Source organism: Exiguobacterium sp. CH10, assembly GCF_018617635.1.
Classification (GTDB): domain Bacteria; phylum Bacillota; class Bacilli; order Exiguobacteriales; family Exiguobacteriaceae; genus Exiguobacterium; species Exiguobacterium aestuarii_A.
Genome location: NZ_JACSKO010000002.1, coordinates 389,645 through 405,481, shown reverse-complemented (window position 1 = coordinate 405,481; position 15,837 = coordinate 389,645). Strand labels below are relative to the sequence as shown.

The 15,837-nt window shown below is 47.1% G+C and carries 22 protein-coding genes; 4 read left to right on the top strand and 18 right to left on the bottom strand.

Annotated elements, in window-relative coordinates; genetic code table 11:
• Positions 1 to 16 precede the first annotated feature (16 nt).
• The 5 genes from bshC to KNP04_RS08860 all read right to left on the bottom strand — a co-directional run bounded on the left by bshC (position 17) and on the right by KNP04_RS08860 (position 3,635).
• Positions 17 to 1,528 (bottom strand): bacillithiol biosynthesis cysteine-adding enzyme BshC, encoded by a 1,512-nt coding sequence (bshC, locus tag KNP04_RS08880; protein WP_214875359.1) that lies wholly within the window; start codon positions 1,526 to 1,528, stop codon positions 17 to 19.
• Positions 1,529 to 1,597: 69 nt separating this feature from the next.
• The gene (locus KNP04_RS08875) at positions 1,598 to 1,951 is read right to left on the bottom strand and encodes a DUF3397 domain-containing protein (RefSeq protein ID WP_353047924.1); all 354 of its coding nucleotides are present in this window, start codon (positions 1,949 to 1,951) and stop codon (positions 1,598 to 1,600) included.
• Positions 1,951 to 2,790, bottom strand: coding sequence for a 2-dehydropantoate 2-reductase (locus tag KNP04_RS08870; protein ID WP_214875358.1), 840 nt, complete (start codon positions 2,788 to 2,790; stop codon positions 1,951 to 1,953). The genes KNP04_RS08875 and KNP04_RS08870 overlap by 1 nt, the downstream gene beginning before the upstream one ends.
• Before the next feature lie 121 nt (positions 2,791 to 2,911).
• A complete protein-coding gene (gene rpmF / locus KNP04_RS08865; RefSeq protein WP_015881300.1) occupies positions 2,912 to 3,085 on the bottom strand; it encodes a 50S ribosomal protein L32 in 174 nt (57 codons plus the stop codon).
• A 22-nt stretch (positions 3,086 to 3,107) separates the two neighbouring features.
• The gene (locus KNP04_RS08860) at positions 3,108 to 3,635 is read right to left on the bottom strand and encodes a YceD family protein (RefSeq protein ID WP_214875357.1); all 528 of its coding nucleotides are present in this window, start codon (positions 3,633 to 3,635) and stop codon (positions 3,108 to 3,110) included.
• A 156-nt stretch (positions 3,636 to 3,791) separates the two neighbouring features.
• Between KNP04_RS08860 and KNP04_RS08855 the strand changes: the two genes are divergently transcribed.
• Positions 3,792 to 4,922, top strand: a complete 1,131-nt coding sequence (locus KNP04_RS08855; RefSeq protein ID WP_214875356.1) for a tRNA(Met) cytidine acetate ligase — start codon at positions 3,792 to 3,794, stop codon at positions 4,920 to 4,922.
• Here KNP04_RS08855 and KNP04_RS08850 read toward each other — a convergent pair.
• The 5 genes from KNP04_RS08850 to KNP04_RS08830 are packed head-to-tail and all read right to left on the bottom strand — an operon-like array spanning position 4,901 to position 7,696.
• Entirely contained in the window at positions 4,901 to 5,893 is a 993-nt protein-coding gene (locus KNP04_RS08850; protein WP_214819584.1) for a SepM family pheromone-processing serine protease, read from the bottom strand. The two genes, KNP04_RS08855 and KNP04_RS08850, sit on opposite strands and share 22 nt — an antisense overlap.
• Positions 5,890 to 6,384, bottom strand: coding sequence for a pantetheine-phosphate adenylyltransferase (coaD, locus tag KNP04_RS08845; protein ID WP_214745622.1), 495 nt, complete (start codon positions 6,382 to 6,384; stop codon positions 5,890 to 5,892). Before coaD ends, KNP04_RS08850 begins: the two co-directional genes overlap by 4 nt.
• Positions 6,385 to 6,389: 5 nt before the next feature.
• Positions 6,390 to 6,956, bottom strand: coding sequence for a 16S rRNA (guanine(966)-N(2))-methyltransferase RsmD (rsmD, locus tag KNP04_RS08840; protein WP_214875355.1), 567 nt, complete (start codon positions 6,954 to 6,956; stop codon positions 6,390 to 6,392).
• 52 nt (positions 6,957 to 7,008) lie between these two features.
• Complete coding sequence (locus tag KNP04_RS08835) at positions 7,009 to 7,263, bottom strand: YlbG family protein (protein ID WP_143406649.1); 255 nt, start codon at positions 7,261 to 7,263, stop codon at positions 7,009 to 7,011.
• On the bottom strand, positions 7,247 to 7,696 hold the full coding sequence (locus KNP04_RS08830) for a YlbF/YmcA family competence regulator (protein ID WP_015881293.1): 450 nt from the start codon (positions 7,694 to 7,696) through the stop codon (positions 7,247 to 7,249). The genes KNP04_RS08835 and KNP04_RS08830 overlap by 17 nt, the downstream gene beginning before the upstream one ends.
• Before the next feature lie 132 nt (positions 7,697 to 7,828).
• On the opposite strand from KNP04_RS08830, the gene KNP04_RS08825 reads away from it, so the two are divergent.
• The 3 genes from KNP04_RS08825 to KNP04_RS08815 all read left to right on the top strand — a co-directional run bounded on the left by KNP04_RS08825 (position 7,829) and on the right by KNP04_RS08815 (position 9,447).
• On the top strand, positions 7,829 to 8,584 hold the full coding sequence (locus tag KNP04_RS08825; RefSeq protein WP_214819579.1) for an ATP-grasp domain-containing protein: 756 nt from the start codon (positions 7,829 to 7,831) through the stop codon (positions 8,582 to 8,584).
• 104 nt (positions 8,585 to 8,688) lie between these two features.
• Positions 8,689 to 9,051 carry a YugN family protein gene (locus KNP04_RS08820; protein ID WP_015881291.1) on the top strand — a complete coding sequence of 121 codons (363 nt, stop codon included), beginning with the start codon at positions 8,689 to 8,691 and terminating at the stop codon, positions 9,049 to 9,051.
• Positions 9,052 to 9,093: 42 nt separating this feature from the next.
• A complete protein-coding gene (locus KNP04_RS08815; protein ID WP_214875354.1) occupies positions 9,094 to 9,447 on the top strand; it encodes a hypothetical protein in 354 nt (117 codons plus the stop codon).
• Between the two features lie 56 nt (positions 9,448 to 9,503).
• Here the strand turns inward: KNP04_RS08815 and KNP04_RS08810 are convergent, their stop codons facing one another.
• From KNP04_RS08810 to coxB, 8 genes are all read right to left on the bottom strand, one after another.
• The gene (locus tag KNP04_RS08810) at positions 9,504 to 9,779 is read right to left on the bottom strand and encodes a hypothetical protein (protein ID WP_074034927.1); all 276 of its coding nucleotides are present in this window, start codon (positions 9,777 to 9,779) and stop codon (positions 9,504 to 9,506) included.
• Positions 9,780 to 9,784: 5 nt separating this feature from the next.
• Complete coding sequence (locus KNP04_RS08805) at positions 9,785 to 10,399, bottom strand: SCO family protein (RefSeq protein ID WP_074034929.1); 615 nt, start codon at positions 10,397 to 10,399, stop codon at positions 9,785 to 9,787.
• A 21-nt stretch (positions 10,400 to 10,420) separates the two neighbouring features.
• Positions 10,421 to 10,882, bottom strand: a complete 462-nt coding sequence (locus KNP04_RS08800) for a DUF420 domain-containing protein (protein ID WP_214691745.1) — start codon at positions 10,880 to 10,882, stop codon at positions 10,421 to 10,423.
• 23 nt (positions 10,883 to 10,905) lie between these two features.
• Positions 10,906 to 11,829 (bottom strand): cytochrome c oxidase assembly protein, encoded by a 924-nt coding sequence (locus KNP04_RS08795; protein ID WP_214691744.1) that lies wholly within the window; start codon positions 11,827 to 11,829, stop codon positions 10,906 to 10,908.
• A 134-nt stretch (positions 11,830 to 11,963) separates the two neighbouring features.
• The gene (locus KNP04_RS08790) at positions 11,964 to 12,293 is read right to left on the bottom strand and encodes a cytochrome C oxidase subunit IV family protein (protein ID WP_214691743.1); all 330 of its coding nucleotides are present in this window, start codon (positions 12,291 to 12,293) and stop codon (positions 11,964 to 11,966) included.
• Position 12,294: 1 nt separating this feature from the next.
• Positions 12,295 to 12,921: a cytochrome (ubi)quinol oxidase subunit III gene (locus KNP04_RS08785; RefSeq protein WP_214875353.1), complete on the bottom strand. Its 627-nt coding sequence runs from the start codon at positions 12,919 to 12,921 to the stop codon at positions 12,295 to 12,297.
• Positions 12,922 to 14,790 (bottom strand): cytochrome c oxidase subunit I, encoded by a 1,869-nt coding sequence (ctaD, locus tag KNP04_RS08780; RefSeq protein WP_214875821.1) that lies wholly within the window; start codon positions 14,788 to 14,790, stop codon positions 12,922 to 12,924.
• A gap of 38 nt (positions 14,791 to 14,828) precedes the next feature.
• Entirely contained in the window at positions 14,829 to 15,806 is a 978-nt protein-coding gene (coxB, locus tag KNP04_RS08775; RefSeq protein ID WP_074035327.1) for a cytochrome c oxidase subunit II, read from the bottom strand.
• Positions 15,807 to 15,837: the final 31 nt, after the last annotated feature.

Here is a 15,837-nt window from a genome sequence, read left to right as displayed (position 1 = left end):
GCTGTTCAAAAAAAGGTTATACCTTGAACAAACATCGCTCCGCTTCCGATTGCTCATAAGCGTGCTTCATCCGCTCAAAAATATCCAAACCATGTCGATTCAACATCGGGACCATCGATAAAATACGCTCCTGAGGCGCATTCATTGGGAAAAGTCGAGTCGAAAGATGAATGCGGCGTGCGTTCAATCGATATTGATCACGTTTTGCCTCGGCACGCATCTCATCTGCCAACCGTTCAAGAACGTGTCTCGACTTCGACTCAAATCGTCTGCCGTGACTGCGTGCTTCCTGGCTGACCGCCTCCGTGAGTGTCCGATACGCATATAACTTCGCTTCGAACGCCTCATCATCAAACGGATGATCAGGTAGTGGTTGCTTCATATATTCCTCAAGTGTGACGCCTTCTTGTCGTAATTTCTTTTCATCGTTACTCGAGACGATTAACCCACCGAGGCGAGGTAATAGGACCGGCATTTTCCATCCAAGCTCGTGGAATAACGGACGGAGTTGTAGCCAGTAGGCGATTTCTCCTGGACCGGCGACATAGCCGAGCGTCGGAAATAAATAGTCTTGCATGAGCGGTCGAGAGACGACGTTGTTTGAAAAGCGTTCCGGGTGTGCCTCGATTTCATCGAGCAATTCGGTCTCCGTGAATCGATGTCCACGTTTTGTCGTGTACACCGAGTCGGTTTTTGTGAGCAACTCACGCGTCCCGTCATGGTAAAAAAGATGCGCCGCCTCTTTATTTAACTCGACGGCTGGCATTCCGTCTTCGAAGGCATGTACAAGCGCTTGTTGCAATGCGTCATGTTGCTCAATCAGTCGACGGAACATTGGACGTTCAAGTTCGCGTACGTCTCTCGCGTGCGGGTCAAACAACAAAAAGTCGTTCCCTACGAAACGGCGCATCATTCCTCCAAAGAACTGCGCGAACGAATGACTTCCTTGAATGAGTTCAATCAACTCCTGATATAGACGTAATGTATGAGGTGTCTCCGTTTCGTTCAACAACATCCGTTGCGCCATTTGTACCAGTTCAAGTTTCACTCGGTCGAACTCAAGCTCCCCTACAGATGCTTTCCCTGCTAGCGGAAGCGTGGATAGTGCATCTTTTTTTAACGTTCTCGAAAACGTCTGGGTCGTGAAGACATGATTGATTTCCGCGAAGTCATGATCTTCCGTCGCCATCCAGAAAATCGGAAGGACCGGTTTGCCGAGCTTCGCTTCCGCCTCTTTCGCTCGTTTGATGACCGCTAGCAATTTATATACAGCGAACAGAGGGCCTCCGTACACGCCGACTTGTTGACCGGTCACCATAACATATGCTTCACGCTGTTCGAGCAAATCAAGATTCGCTGATAGACGTTCCGATAGGTCCCCGAACTGCCGTTGCTGCTGTTTTAAAATGTGGACGAGTTCATGGAGATGGTCGTATGAGCGTCCTGCAATCTCCGTTGCGCGCTTCTCGACTTCATCCATGCCTCGATAATCGAGCCAGCGCCCGTACCCTTCTTCAATTTGTATCATCGGGGATGTGGGTGCATATAGGGCATCAAATGCTTCTACCTTCACGTATAACAACTTCCTTTCAATCAATCAACGAATCATTTCTTGGGCCACGCCGATCGCAAACAAAATCGCATGCGTCGGGACTAGGAGTAAAAAGAGCAAGCGCCAGCCGTGGACGAACATCTTCGTGAACAACACTTCCTCATAACGAATCCGCTGCCAGATCGCATTGATCGGAAAGATGGCGCAACATGCCGCAAGCAATAGAAGAAACACTTCCGTCCCGAAGATGGCCTCAAGTAAAACGCCGCATGCATAGAACCAGAGTACGACCCCGGCATCGCAGGCGAGTTTGAATGAGTTGATTGATTTCGGCATAATTTTTCTAAGTATCATATACACCATAAACCATAAGATGAGTGGAAATGAAACGATATACACTAGCACGATGCGCTCGCTCCTATAATCAGTTTATGTAGCAATGGGATGACTGTAAGTGAAATCTTCATTTGTTCGGCTTTCTCAATCACTGGTTTTAGAATCGCATCCACTTCTGTCGGTCGACCTTCTTCAAGATCACGTAACATGGAAGAACGATTCTCGGCAGTGCGTTCGATGATCGACTCGATATAAGTATACGAGACACGCTTTGAAAAGAGCGGCGTTAGTTCTTCGTAGATGGAATGCGCAATCTCACGATATGGAGCGTTTACGAGCGACCCATTCGGAACACGGCATAATGCTGTGATGGGATTGATGATCGCATTCGCAAATAGCTTTTCGATTACGACTTGTTCGATGTCTTCTTCCCAGATGACCTGAAGGGAACTATCTTGAAGTGTGATTGGAAGGAGACCTGTCATGCTCCCGATTCGAATACGCCCGAGTCCACGATGCTCGATGGTGTTTCCTTGTTTCGTCACCCCGTGTTCGACGACGCCTAAATGAAAACCATGTTGTTTCGCATAATCTAGATGGGCAATCCCGTTCGAGCAAATGAAGACAGGAACCGCTCCAGAGAGTCGTGCCGTAGCCTGTTCGACTTGATGGGCTTTCGTCGTGACAAAAAAGAGATCTTGGTCAGTTTCTTCTAATGTGGCACTAGATTGTAGCGATACATATGCTGACCCATTCGTCATACCCGTTCGTGTGATTAAAATCTTTTCAGGTGATCCACTTCGTCCATATACCGTCACCTCATAATCATCAGCGAACAAGGATGCCATCAATAGTCCGACCGCCCCGTTCCCGATGATGCCAATCCGTTTAATGGAGTTCATACATGCTTTCCTCCTGAATAGAACTATTTTCGCACAAAAAGTTTACCACATCTTCTCGCCATGACCCAAAAATGACAAACAAAAAAAGAAGTGACCTGATATCAGATCACTTCTTCTCGCATTATTTGCTTGTTACTTCTTTACCGTTGTAATGTCCGCAAGATTTGCAAACACGGTGTGAAAGTTTCATTTCGCCACAGTTCGGGCACTCGTTCATACCAGGTACGTTGAGTTTGAAGTGAGTACGACGAAGACGTTTGCGAGTTTTCGACGTTCTACGGAATGGTACTGCCATCGTTGTCCACCTCCTTGAAAAGTTAACCTTCCTCGTTCTCTTTTTTCGAGAACAGGTCGGCCAGTCCCGCGAATCGCGGGTCAATTTTTGGTTGGGCATCCGGCTGTTCGTCAGTGAGCGTCCAGCCTTCCCCTTCAACCTGAGTTTTGTCTGTTTCGTTCCCATAAACTTGCATCGGGACGTCTAACATGATGAGCTCTTTTACAATCGGTACAAGACTGATTGTATTTCCTTCTGGCAAATTCACGTCATCGAATTGCTCCGTATAACGCCCATTCTCCAAAAAGAAAGGCTCGAGCGATTCAATATCAAATTCATAAGTGACGTCTTCTAACGTTCGCGCATCTGGCAACGTCAGATCACCTTGAATCTTCAGATTGAATGTAACTTGATTAGATGTGAACGATGCATCCCCGTGCACATGCACCGGGCGAATCGAACGGATATCCGGATGGAGCTGAGTCAGCTCTGGTAGTTCTACAATCTCATCGATCGTAAAACCGTCACCCTGGTTTCGGAGCTTAAGTAGCTGTGCAATAGACCATTTCATCCGAATCACCTCAATTGCAACAATATGAATTATAGATAGGCCAACTTGTTTTGTCAATGTTTTTTCTTTACACTAAAATCAGTTGACGACGGCGCTTTGCCAAAGCGTACTTACTCATCTTACACCAATCCATACGACAATGCAAAGGAGTAAATCATGCAAAAGACGGCCATTATCGCAGAGTACAATCCGTTTCACAACGGACACTATTATCAAGCGCAAACCGCACGTCAAGAAACCGGGGCTGATGCCATGATTGCCATCATGAGTGCCCAGTTCACTCAACGAGGAGAACCAGCCTCATTCGATAAGTGGAAACGGGCAAGAGCGGCCGTCGAGAGCGGGGCAATCGACCTCGTCGTCGAACTACCGACCAAGTATGGGGTACAACGGGCGGATCGCTTCGCCATGTCTGCCGTCTCAATCGCCGAACAACTCCGATGCCAAACGCTATCGTTCGGAAGCGAAAGCGGAGATGTCGACGCCATCCTTCATGCAGCGCAGTCAAATGTCGAAGAGACACCTCTATATAAAGAGGCACTCCACCAAGCACTACAAGAAGGTCATTCGTCGGCGCAAGCTTCGAGTCGGGCTTTCCGTACCGTCTATCCGTCGTTTGATTTGACACGCCCTAACAATATTTTGGCGTATCATTACGCCAAAGCAGCAAAGACGATTCAGTTACATACGGTGAAGCGTCTCGGGGCAGATTATCACGACACCTCACTCACGGACGTCATGTCGGCCACCGGCATCCGGGCCCATTACCTAGAAACGGGTGAAGTTCGTGCCGTCCCGGCATCGACAGAAGCGATGTTCCAGTCGCAATCGATGACGCATTGGGAAGTGTATTGGCCCGTCTTACAATACAAACTTAGGACGCTACCGCTTCACACATTGACTGAGCTCGTCGGCATTGACACTTCCCTCGCACCTCGCCTTAAACGAGCCGGATTCGAAACGTCGTTTGAACAAGCCCTCACATCCGTTTCGACACGTCGCTATACACGCACATCAATTCAACGGGCGTTCGTGTCCGTTCTTCTGCACTGGTTAAAAGAAGAAGCACCGACACGTTTTGACGATGTCCCTTATGTGAGACCGCTCGCGTTTAACGACATCGGTCGCTTGGCGTTACGTGATGTGAAACAAGAGTTGCCGCTCATCGGTAAATACGATGAACGGCTCGATTTTGAAGCGCGTGTCACCGAGGCGTATCGACTGCCGCTTCATAACGACACATTGATTGAATACCGCCAGCGACCTCAGTTCATCTCTTCTAAATAACGGATTGCATCTTCGACCGTCTTGACAGGGACGACTTCTATGTCACTGTCGAGACGGTCGCGCGATTCAAGCGCTTCCTCATAATTGGAACCGGCCGGGACGAAAAAGACTTCGGCCCCTTCCTCGTCCGCTGCGACAATCTTTTGCCACGCGCCTCCGATTGGTCCGACATTTCCTTCCTCATCGACGGTTCCCGTGCCAGCGATTCGCTTTCCGTTCGCCAAATCGCCCGGCGTCAGCTGATCATAAATTTCTAACGTGAACATCAATCCTGCGGACGGTCCCCCGACATTCGTCAAAGCGACATCGACTTTAGGGTCTGCTGTGATCTCTTGGACAGGTAGTGGCTCATAAATACCAATCCCGACGCGGTCACCACTTTGGTCAATCGGTTGAATAAGCGTCTGCACGACACGCTCCTCCCCGTCTCGCTCGATTGTCAGCTCGACTTCATCACCGGCATCCGATTCCATCACCCGATTTAAAAAGTCCATACGTGTCGCAAATGACATGCCGTTGATTGCCGTAATGACATCGCCCGGCTTTAAGACGTTGGCTGCGAGAGAGCCCGGAATCGGCGCAGAGACGTAAATTCCTTCAAAATCGACCGTCACTTCTTCGTCAGCGAGCTCATAAGCATATTGGATTGCCGCTTGTTGAGAGGAGTCCATCAAAAGTTGTTGACGTCTGTCGTAGTCCGCCTCGCTTTCTCCATCGTATAAATAACGACTAGATAAATTGGCTTCTGTGAACGGTGTGACCCAACTCTCCACTAACCAAAACGGTGTCGCTCTCCGTTGCGAGATGGTCACCATCATCAATTCCCCTTCATCCTTTTCGCCACCTTCGACGGTCAGGAACTCTTCGATCGAGGTAGCCGCACCAGGTGAAGAGATGTAATAAGGGAGCGGAACGAAGAGAAATAGAAGAACAGTGACAAGCAGACCAAGCCCGATTTTTAGTGATTTCATTGTCCCGAACTCACTTGATACTTTTTACGTAACGCGACTTCGACTTGCTCTGGGACGAGTTCATTAACTGATGCGCCATATTTCGCTACTTCTTTCACGATGGACGAACTGAGGAATGAGTATTGACTGTTCGTCATCATGAATAATGTTTCTACGTTCTCATTCAATTTCTTGTTGATTGATGCGATTTGAAGTTCATATTCAAAATCAGATACGGCTCGTAATCCACGCACAATTGTTGCCGCTTCTCGCTCCGCAGCGTACTCGACGAGAAGTCCACCGAACGCGTCAGCCGACACGTTCGGAAGATGTGTCGTCACCTCTCGGATGAGTGCTAATCGTTCTTCCACATCAAATAGTGGGGCCTTGCTGGAATTTTCAAGGACGGCGACAATGACTTCGTCAAAGATGGCCGCCGCTCGTTCGATAATGTCTAAATGTCCATTAGTGATCGGGTCAAAGCTCCCTGGGCAAATCGCAATCCGCTTCATTTGTTTCACTCCTCAATCGATGCATACTCATAAAAGCTGATGGTGATCACCTCTGAGTATCGCTGTTCTTTAATTCGTTCAAGTCGTCCGATACGTTCCGGTAATGTCACGTCGCTCCCGTGTTCACAGACGATGACGCCAACATCGATCAACATGTCAGCTTCATCAATCAGTCGTAAGAAAGCCTCGTGCTCTTCCGCATGATACGGGGGATCCATAAAGATCAGCTTAAACTGTTCCTTCTGTGCGCGAAGCTGTTCGAGCACCGACTTGGCGTCTTGACGATACACGTTCGCCTTCTTTTCGTAGTGGGTCGCCCGCAAGTTTTCTTGAATCGTTTGCACGGCTTTCGGTTGACGGTCGACAAACACCGCTTCGTCACACCCTCTCGACAACGCCTCGATGCCAAGTCCACCACTGCCCGCATAGAGGTCTAACGCTTTCCCACCAGAAAAATAGGGTCCAATGATGTTGAATAACGATTCCTTTACTTTATCTGTTGTCGGCCGCGTAGCCGTTCCTGGGACCGCCTTTAAACGGGTCCCTTTTCGTTCTCCAGATATGACACGCATGTCTTTCCCTCCAGCAGAAAAGATGAAGGTGATGCCACCTTCATCTTTTTGTTTATTTCGATTTTGTCTCGTACGTTTCGGAAATGAATGGACGCTCGCTCCGAACGACCGCTTCCACGAACGGCAATGCCTTTACTTGTTCGAGTACAGCTTCATGACCTTCGAGGTCTGTATAAAGAAACGCATACTTCTCTCGTTTTGAGACAAAGTACAGATTCGCATAACGTCTTAACGCTTTCACTTGTTTCAAGGAATTCACGTATACGACGAAACCGATCCGTTCATTCAACTTAGACGGCGCATCCACAACTTCCGCCTCCTCCGCAACTGCCACCACCGGAACATCCACCTTCGTCAAAGAATGGATTACCAGTCGGGACCTTGATTTTAGGAGAGACTGAATGAGCTAATAGTTCACTCACTTCCCCTAACAACTTATCCAAGCTTCGTTCTGCTTTTTTGAACGCAGCGATTTCCGGCTGAACGTCAAGACGACGTTTGATGAGATGCATCTCTTTTTTGATACGGTCGTGGTCCGGATGGTGCTTCCCAAACCGCTGGACGTACTCATAGTCCTCTTTCATCTTTAGGAACTCGCGCTCGATTTCCTTCGCTTCTTGTGATGCGAGACGTGCCGCTTTCGTTTGAATATATGTTTGAAACGATTCGCTTGCTTCAATCAAATCGGTCAATTCTTCAGTTTGATCGAGCAGGGCAATCGTCTGTTCAGTGATTATCATACCCCTCACCCTTTCTGCCATGATTTTACCACAATTGTTTCCCTATGTAAGCAATCCACACTATAATTGAAGTTGACCGCAAGGCGTTCAATGTAGAAAGGAAGTGAATAGACGTACCCAGTGCGTCTGTATATGAAAAAAGTTTCTTTTAATATGATTCGATCAGCCGGAATCAAGACGGATTATGCGAAGCCTGAATATTATTATGATCAACTCGATAAAGTACGCGAAGCTGACCTCGTTTTGTTCCCCGAGTACTGGATGGTCAACTCCATCATTTACGGAATGAACAAAGCCATTTTCCCATCTCCGGCGACATATCATCTCGGGCACGACAAAATCGAGATGACACGTGCCTTTAAAGCGACGTATCCTCACCGTATTCCGAAGACGCTCATTTACGGAAAAAATCCATACACGATTGAACGCGTGTTGGAAGAGTTCCACTATCCGTTCGTTGCCAAAAAAGCCAAATCCTCGATGGGACAAGGGGTATGGTTGATTAAGAACGACCAAGACTGGTTAGAGTATGTCGAGAACCATGATACGTTCTATGTCCAAGAGTTCATCCCAAATGATCGTGATTTACGAGTCATCATTATTGGTGAAGAAGTCGTCGGTGCGTATTGGCGCGTCAGTGAGGCGTTTTTGAATAACGTCGCCCAAGGAGCTAACTTCTCGTACGAAGACATTCCTGAAGACGTCGTCAAAGAAGTTCAATCGATTGCGAATACGTTGCACATCAACCACGCAGCGTTTGACGTTATCGTGACGGAAGAAGGATTCTATATTTTGGAATTCAACGTCTTTTTCGGTTCGGAAGGACTGCTCCCACTCGGGGTAAAACTCCCTCAAAAAATCGAAGAATATCTAACTACACTAAGCTAATCAATCGTTCATCTTTTTTTCACAATTTGAACACACGTTATTCCAAGAACGTTTTTGAATATGGTATGATGACATATGAGGTTTATTCGAAAAGGGGGATTATGATGAAATTTGAGCAGTTCCACATCGAAGGAAAAGAAATCCGTTTTGGTTTGCTCGAGACGATCATGGATCATCATCATTTCATCCGTGAAGGTGCTTGGGATTATGAGCGTGCCACGTATGATATGAAATATGAGAAACAATCGACTGGCGAAACATTCTATCTTCGCTTACCTGTATACGCCATTGAAGGTCAAATCGAAGATCGTCACGCTGTTGTTAAAATGCTTACACCGATTTTAGGGAAGCATTATTATCCACACGGTGTTGAATACGATGAAGTCTTCCCAGAAGAAATCGTCCGCGACTGCGAACGTCGCCTAAAAGCACTCGCAGAAACACTAGAAGTCAAACCCCTTGCATAAGCAAAGGGGTTTCTTTTTGGGCTATATCGGAGGTTCACAGCCTTGAAGAATTCAATCTATCTTGAAAAAGAGAGTAACCTCTTATGCGCCGAAGCATCACGCATCCAGTTAAAAATGATTCATCTTCCTGATTCAATTCGTGAATTGGAACGAATGATTTTTTCTGATCAAATACAGACTCTTTATATCTCAACTTATCAAATGAAAGATAGAGATCTATTAGAGCCTCAAGCAATCAGCAATATCCGATCCCAATGGAACGAGTCATTCAGGACACACATCGTACTTTCCGATGAAGCAGATTTAGATGACTTTGAAAATGGATATTGCTTATTCGCAGAACTTTTTCATGACCTACAAAAAAATATGATATTAATCCTTTATCAAGCTCACTAATAAATACGATGATAAAACAAAGCCCACAGAAGCAAATTCGCTTCTGTGGGCTTATATTAATTGGTCGCAATGATGGTCAACGTCACATCGACCTGACCGAGCAATAAATCAAATTGGTCTCGAACGTAGCGATACAATCGCTCCGCCTCGACGAGTGGTAAAGATGCAATGATTCGATAATCATAATGGTCTTTCGATTGAGATACGACTTTCACTTCTTTTAAGCCGAACTCAATGGCGCTACATGCGATTAAATCTTCAATCGCCCGTTCTGCAATCGTCACGTCTCCGTATGAATAGTCATTCCCAATCACAGCCATCGTATCGTTCATGGTGATCACTCCTTTTCATTCGCGAGTACTTTAACGTCCTCCATGATAGATTCGATATCAACGGGTTCATCACCTGCTGTCGCCATCTGAGCGACGGCACGAACATCATGATGACGGTCGATGACGTACATCGTCGTCGCATGCGTCACAAGCCCGCTGTTTGCCTTTGAATAATAAAATTGCAGCTGTCGTGTGATTCGGTCAATGTCGACCTGGTCACCCGTCAACATCTTCCATCCGTTTGGCTCCGCCTGGAACGCTTCCCCGTAGTTTTTGAGTACGGGGACCGTGTCCACTTTCGGGTCGACTGTGATGGCGACGAGCTCTACGTCTGAACCGTATAGATTCTCTGCCTTCAACTCTTTCTCCAGCTTCATAAAATCACGTAGCGTGAGCGGACAAATATCAGGGCAGTTCGTATAAAAGAATGTGACAATTTTTACTTTTCCATTATCGGAATTGTATGTTTCTTCATTTAATGCGTTCGTCAATGTGAACGGGGTTGGCTCTTGGATGACCGGCAAGTCGTCTTGGTTGAAGAATACAAAATACACGGCTACTCCGATGACAACGAGCGTCAGGACAGTCAAACCGACCGTCATATAGCTATTCCGTTTCATACAACTCTCCCTCTCTATGGATCATCCTCCGATTATCGCGCGGAATACGTTCGTCGTTTCACCCGGGTCATAAGCCACATAGAGAAGAATATAAACCGTCACACCTGTGATCGCTGTGAAGAACCAAATCACTGATGCTTTCGGTCCGATTTTACGGTGTTTCTCAATCTTGTTTTTATAACCGAGATACAAGGTGATCAAACCGAGGACGCCGCCTGTAGTCGCGAGTAGGATATGGAAGATCATAAAGCCGAGATAGAACGGTTTGACAGAATCCGGTCCCCCAAATGCCGTGTTCCCGACAAAGATGGTACGTGAGACGTAAAGGATGAAGAACGTCGTCGCTGCAATCGCGGCCGCCGTCATCACTTTCTTATGTTTTTCGATGTTGCTACGGTCTTTTGCGATGATCACCCATCCGATGGCGACAAGAATCGCACTGATGACAATGAATGACACACTAATTAAGGCAAGATAGTTCATCAATGTTTCCCCTTTTGTTCTGTTTAATTTTTCTCGTTTGTTTCTTGCGGAGTGAATGACATGCCTTCATCCAGCGCAAGAGATTTTGTGCGACGGACCCAACCGAAGAACGTCCAGCCGAAGAAGAAGCCGTAGACGATTTCTTGACCGAGTTTCATCAAGACGCCACCGAATCGTTGATCTTCGAGGGCACTGTTCGTCGCTCCCATGAGCGCCTCTAAGTTAATCCCCGACACGTCCCCATTCGGTAGACAATATCCAAGTACCCTAGCGAACGTCTCCGGGTCCGTATACGCGTTATATAGCGTCGTTTGACTGAAGATGATGAGCGCACAGGCTGGTGTTAACAACACTCCGTTGGCGATGATATACACCATTCGTTTTAAGTCGGACATGCCTTCCTCTTCGTCCGTCACGAGCGGAACGATGACCGGGTACCACATCGTCAAACTAAAGACGACTAATGCACCGTGGAAGATGCGGTGTACGCCATAGTTCGTCAAGACATAGTCAAATACGACCGGCATGTGATAAATCGAGAACAATGCGTTGAATAAAATGAGCGCGATGAGTGGTTTTGTTAAAAACTTAAACGTTGGCCCAATGAATTTGAAGCTAAGTACTTTTTCAAACACCCAGTACGGTAGACCATAAACGACGAGTGCCGGTGCCAAAATATAGACGAGCACCATTTGGAACATATGCACCGATAAAATGATATGTGCCAACACATCGATCGGACTTCCGAAACCGATATAGTACAAGACAATCGCAAACAACATACTAAACTTTTGTAATAACGTGGTCGAGGCATATCCTCGCTTCGCCATTCTCTCTGTCACGACGGCGTATAACACATAAATCCCGACCATGAGCAATCCGAACAGCGGACTCCATAACGTGAGCCAATCAAATTGATTGAGCAGCTCCGACGTATTCCAGAGCATCCGTTCACCCCTTTTCTTTCTCTCCCTAACCTTTGAAACCGTTCACTTCAAGATTACTATTCATTCATTTTTGAAGTAAAGGAAAAAGGACCGAATCATCCGTGTTTCCACAGATGTTCAATCCTTTGTCACAATTACCAAATGAGTAAGCGTAGTGCCGCGACCGTGATGATGGCGACGAAGATGCCTAACCACATCATGCCGACGATCCATGTGTTCCCACGGTTATTCATATGCATGAAAATATACAACTGAAGGAAGACTTGGATGACTGCCAATATGATTAAGAAACCACCTGCTGCCCAGACTGGCATCAGTTCCGCATAAACGGCACCGAATGCCACGAACGTGAGTAAAATCATCATGGCGAAGCTGATCAACTGAAGTTGATACTCGCGCTTCGATTCTGCTTTTACTTCAAGCTCTAATTGTTTGTGCGATTCGTTCATTGCTCGTTTTTCCATATTAGTTCACCATCCCTAAGAGGTAGACGATTGAGAAGATGAAGACCCAAACAACATCGATGAAGTGCCAGTAAAGACTTGATACATAAAACTTCGGTGCATTGTACACATCGATTGGACGGTTCCAGTTGCGAATCAAGAGTGTCGTGATCCAAAGGAGACCGAACGTAACGTGCGCGCCGTGGAAGCCGACCAACGTGTAGAAGGCTGAACCGAATGCGCTCGACGTGAACGTGTGACCGATGTGGTAGTAGTGAATGAACTCGTAAATCTCAGCACCAAGGAATCCTGCACCAAGAAGGAGCGTCACAATCAACCAAAGCTTCATACGCCCTGGATTGTTTGCTTTCATACTCATCATCGCAAGGACACTTGTCAGTGAACTTGTGAGGAGGAGCATCGTCATGATGAAGACGAGCTCCATTTCAAAAATGTTATACGAGCGTAACTCCTCTGGCGCACCAGAGTTCAAGAGACCAACGTACGTTCCAAAGAGCGAGGCGAAGAGGACTGTCTCTCCACCAAGGAAGAACCAGAAGGCCACATATTTATTTTTCCCTTCCAGCGTTGCTTTCTCTGGATTGGCCGGGATACCGGTCACTGGGTGTTTTTCTACTGCATGTGCCATTTATTGTTCTCCTTTCTCACGAATCGCTTTCAAGTCTGCTTCGACTTGTGACTTCGGAATGTAGTAGCCGTGATCGTCAATCCAAGAACGTAGGAACATCGAGACGAACGTCATCGCTAATCCAAATCCGATCAATGACCAACCGACGACTGCGTTATCCAAGTGGAAGATTGCTCCAAGTCCTGCGATAAAGAGGCCGAGTGACATGAAGAACGGAATGAGCGAGTTGTTCGGCATGTGGATGTCCGAAACTTCTTCAGCGACTGACACGCGTTTGTTTCCTGCCATTTTCTCGAGCCAGAACGTATCAAGTCCTTTAACGAGTGGCGTTTGTGCAAAGTTGTACTCTGGAGTCGGAACAGGAAGTGTCCACTCAAGCGTACGTCCGTCTCCCCAGTGGTCTGGTTTGACGCGTTCTTTTGACAAGAAAGCTTTCACAACAGCGATGAGCAAGATAATCGTTGATACACCCATGAAGAATGCTCCGGCTGTCGAAAGCATGTTAAGTGTGTCCCAACCTTGACCACCAAGGTACGTGAAGACTCGACGTGGCATACCGAACAATCCGAGGAAGTGTTGCGGGAAGAACGTCAAGTGGAACCCGATAAAGAACAACCAGAACTGCCAGTATCCAAGCTTTTCAGAAAGGGCTTTTCCGAACATGAGTGGGAACCAGTAGTAAAGACCTGCGAAGAGACCGTATACAACCCCACCTACGATAACGTAGTGGAAGTGAGCGACAACGAAATAGCTGTCGTGGTACTGATAGTCGGCCGGTGCGACTGAAAGCATAACCCCTGTCATCCCACCAACGAGGAATGAAGGAATGAACGCGACTGAGTAAAGCATCGCCACGTTGAATTTAATTTGACCGCCCCACAGTGTGAAGAGCCAGTTAAAGATTTTAACACCGGTCGGTACGGCGATCGCCATCGTCGCAACAGCGAAGATCGAGTTCGCAACTGGACCAAGACCGACTGTGAACATATGGTGAACCCAAACCATGAATCCAAGGAAACCGATGAGCATTGTCGCGAAGACCATCGTCGTGTAACCGAAGAGGCGTTTACGCGCAAATGTTGGAATGATTTCCGAGAAAATACCGAATGCCGGTAAGATCAAAATGTATACTTCCGGGTGACCGAAGATCCAGAAAAGGTGTTCCCAGATGACAACGTTCCCACCAAGTGCTGGGTCGAAGTATGCGGCTCCAAAGAGTCGCTCGAACATCAACATGAACAATCCGACCGTAAGTGGCGGGAATGCGAAGACGATCAATGCCGATGCAACGAAAGTCGTCCATGTGAAGAGCGGCATGCGCATGAGCTTCATACCTGGCGCACGCATGTTCAAGATGGTGACGAGGAAGTTAATCCCGGCCATCAATGAACCGAAACCTGAAATCTGAAGACCGAGGGCGTAGAAGTCTACCCCTGTTGCTTCCGGTTGTGTCGAAAGTGGAGCGTAAGCTGTCCACCCTGCGTTCGGTGCTGCTCCGAAGAACCAGCTCAAGTTAAGCATGACTCCACCGAAGAAGAACAACCAAAAACCTAATGAGTTAATGAATGGGAACGCGACGTCGCGTGCCCCGATTTGAAGTGGTACGACGGCGTTCATGAAACCGAATAGCATCGGCATCGCCGCTAGGAAGATCATTGTCGTCCCGTGCATCGTAATTAATTGGTTAAACGTTTCACCGCTGACGAAATCGTTCATTGGTTTAACAAGTTGCCAACGAATCAGTAATGCTTCAATTCCACCGAGAAGGAGGAAGAAGATTCCTGAGAACAAATACAAAATACCGATTTTTTTGTGGTCAACCGTCGTAATCCAATCCATGATGCCATTGTATTTACGCGATTGCTGCATTGCAGTGGTCTGTGCCACGTGAAATCCCCCTTTTCCCGTTAGTCAATCTTCTGCTCATACAAGAAGTCAACGAGTGCGTCTAATTCTTCGTTGCTGATTTGACCTTCATTGAAACCTGGCATGAGAGCCCCTTGTTTCTTATCTTGCGGGTTACGAATCCACTCTTTCAAGTTGTCCTCGTTGTTTTCGAGGTAACCTGCGAGCCATTCGCGATCGCCGAAGTTCGTTAAACTTGGTGCAACTTTACCGCCGCCGTGACAGCTCAAGCAGCTTTGAACATACACTTCTTCACCTGTCGTCAAGTTCGTGTTGTCTGCGACGAGTTTCTCACCGTTCTCGTCTTGCTTGGCTTTCATGTCAGCGAGCCATTGATCGTATTCTTCTTGCTCGAGCGCGATGACTTTAAAGTCCATAAGGGCATGTGACGGACCGCAAAGCTCTGCACATTTCCCGTAGTAAGTACCTGGTTCATTTGCATGTAACCACATTTCGTTATCAAGTCCTGGGTTCGTATCTGTTTTACCAGATAAAGCTGGTACCCAGAATGAGTGAATGACATCTTTTGATGTCAAGTTGATGCCGACTCGTTTTCCAACTGGGATGACGAGTTCTTGACCTGTCACAACACCTGCTTCTGGATATTCAAATTCCCACCAGTACAAGTTTGCTGTAACGTTGATTTCTTCTTCTTTTTTTGCTTCTTTCGCTTTCGCGAGTTCGACAGTCGTTGTGATTGTCGGAACAGCGAGAATGATGAGAAGGATAATCGGAACGACTGTCCAAATCATCTCAAGTGTACTGCTACCTTCAACTTGCTTCGGAATCGATTCATCTTTCCGACGGAACTTCATGAGCACGTACACGTAAATGACCGATACGATGATGAGTACGAAGAGCATGATTGCCAAACTGATGAGAATGATGCGGAGCTGAAGCTCAGCGCCTTCTCCCATCGGCTTCAATGCAGACAATCCCTCTTGACCGCAACCTGACAACAGGACTGCGAACATCATCATCGGGACGATGCCAAACAGAAGCTTCTTAAAT

Excerpts from the sequence above, each read along its gene's own strand:
- bshC (WP_214875359.1), bottom strand. The coding sequence starts at position 1,528 with ATGATACAAATTGAAGAAGGGTACGGGCGCTGGCTCGATTATCGAGGC.
- KNP04_RS08870 (WP_214875358.1), bottom strand. The coding sequence starts at position 2,790 with ATGAACTCCATTAAACGGATTGGCATCATCGGGAACGGGGCGGTCGGA.
- rpmF (WP_015881300.1), bottom strand. The coding sequence starts at position 3,085 with ATGGCAGTACCATTCCGTAGAACGTCGAAAACTCGCAAACGTCTTCGT.
- KNP04_RS08860 (WP_214875357.1), bottom strand. The coding sequence starts at position 3,635 with ATGAAATGGTCTATTGCACAGCTACTTAAGCTCCGAAACCAGGGTGAC.
- KNP04_RS08855 (WP_214875356.1), top strand. The coding sequence starts at position 3,792 with ATGCAAAAGACGGCCATTATCGCAGAGTACAATCCGTTTCACAACGGA.
- KNP04_RS08850 (WP_214819584.1), bottom strand. The coding sequence starts at position 5,893 with ATGAAATCACTAAAAATCGGGCTTGGTCTGCTTGTCACTGTTCTTCTA.
- coaD (WP_214745622.1), bottom strand. The coding sequence starts at position 6,384 with ATGAAGCGGATTGCGATTTGCCCAGGGAGCTTTGACCCGATCACTAAT.
- rsmD (WP_214875355.1), bottom strand. The coding sequence starts at position 6,956 with ATGCGTGTCATATCTGGAGAACGAAAAGGGACCCGTTTAAAGGCGGTC.
- KNP04_RS08830 (WP_015881293.1), bottom strand. The coding sequence starts at position 7,696 with ATGATAATCACTGAACAGACGATTGCCCTGCTCGATCAAACTGAAGAA.
- KNP04_RS08825 (WP_214819579.1), top strand. The coding sequence starts at position 7,829 with ATGAAAAAAGTTTCTTTTAATATGATTCGATCAGCCGGAATCAAGACG.
- KNP04_RS08820 (WP_015881291.1), top strand. The coding sequence starts at position 8,689 with ATGAAATTTGAGCAGTTCCACATCGAAGGAAAAGAAATCCGTTTTGGT.
- KNP04_RS08810 (WP_074034927.1), bottom strand. The coding sequence starts at position 9,779 with ATGAACGATACGATGGCTGTGATTGGGAATGACTATTCATACGGAGAC.
- KNP04_RS08805 (WP_074034929.1), bottom strand. The coding sequence starts at position 10,399 with ATGAAACGGAATAGCTATATGACGGTCGGTTTGACTGTCCTGACGCTC.
- KNP04_RS08800 (WP_214691745.1), bottom strand. The coding sequence starts at position 10,882 with ATGAACTATCTTGCCTTAATTAGTGTGTCATTCATTGTCATCAGTGCG.
- KNP04_RS08795 (WP_214691744.1), bottom strand. The coding sequence starts at position 11,829 with ATGCTCTGGAATACGTCGGAGCTGCTCAATCAATTTGATTGGCTCACG.
- KNP04_RS08790 (WP_214691743.1), bottom strand. The coding sequence starts at position 12,293 with ATGGAAAAACGAGCAATGAACGAATCGCACAAACAATTAGAGCTTGAA.
- KNP04_RS08785 (WP_214875353.1), bottom strand. The coding sequence starts at position 12,921 with ATGGCACATGCAGTAGAAAAACACCCAGTGACCGGTATCCCGGCCAAT.
- ctaD (WP_214875821.1), bottom strand. The coding sequence starts at position 14,790 with ATGCAGCAATCGCGTAAATACAATGGCATCATGGATTGGATTACGACG.
- coxB (WP_074035327.1), bottom strand. The coding sequence starts at position 15,806 with ATGATGATGTTCGCAGTCCTGTTGTCAGGTTGCGGTCAAGAGGGATTG.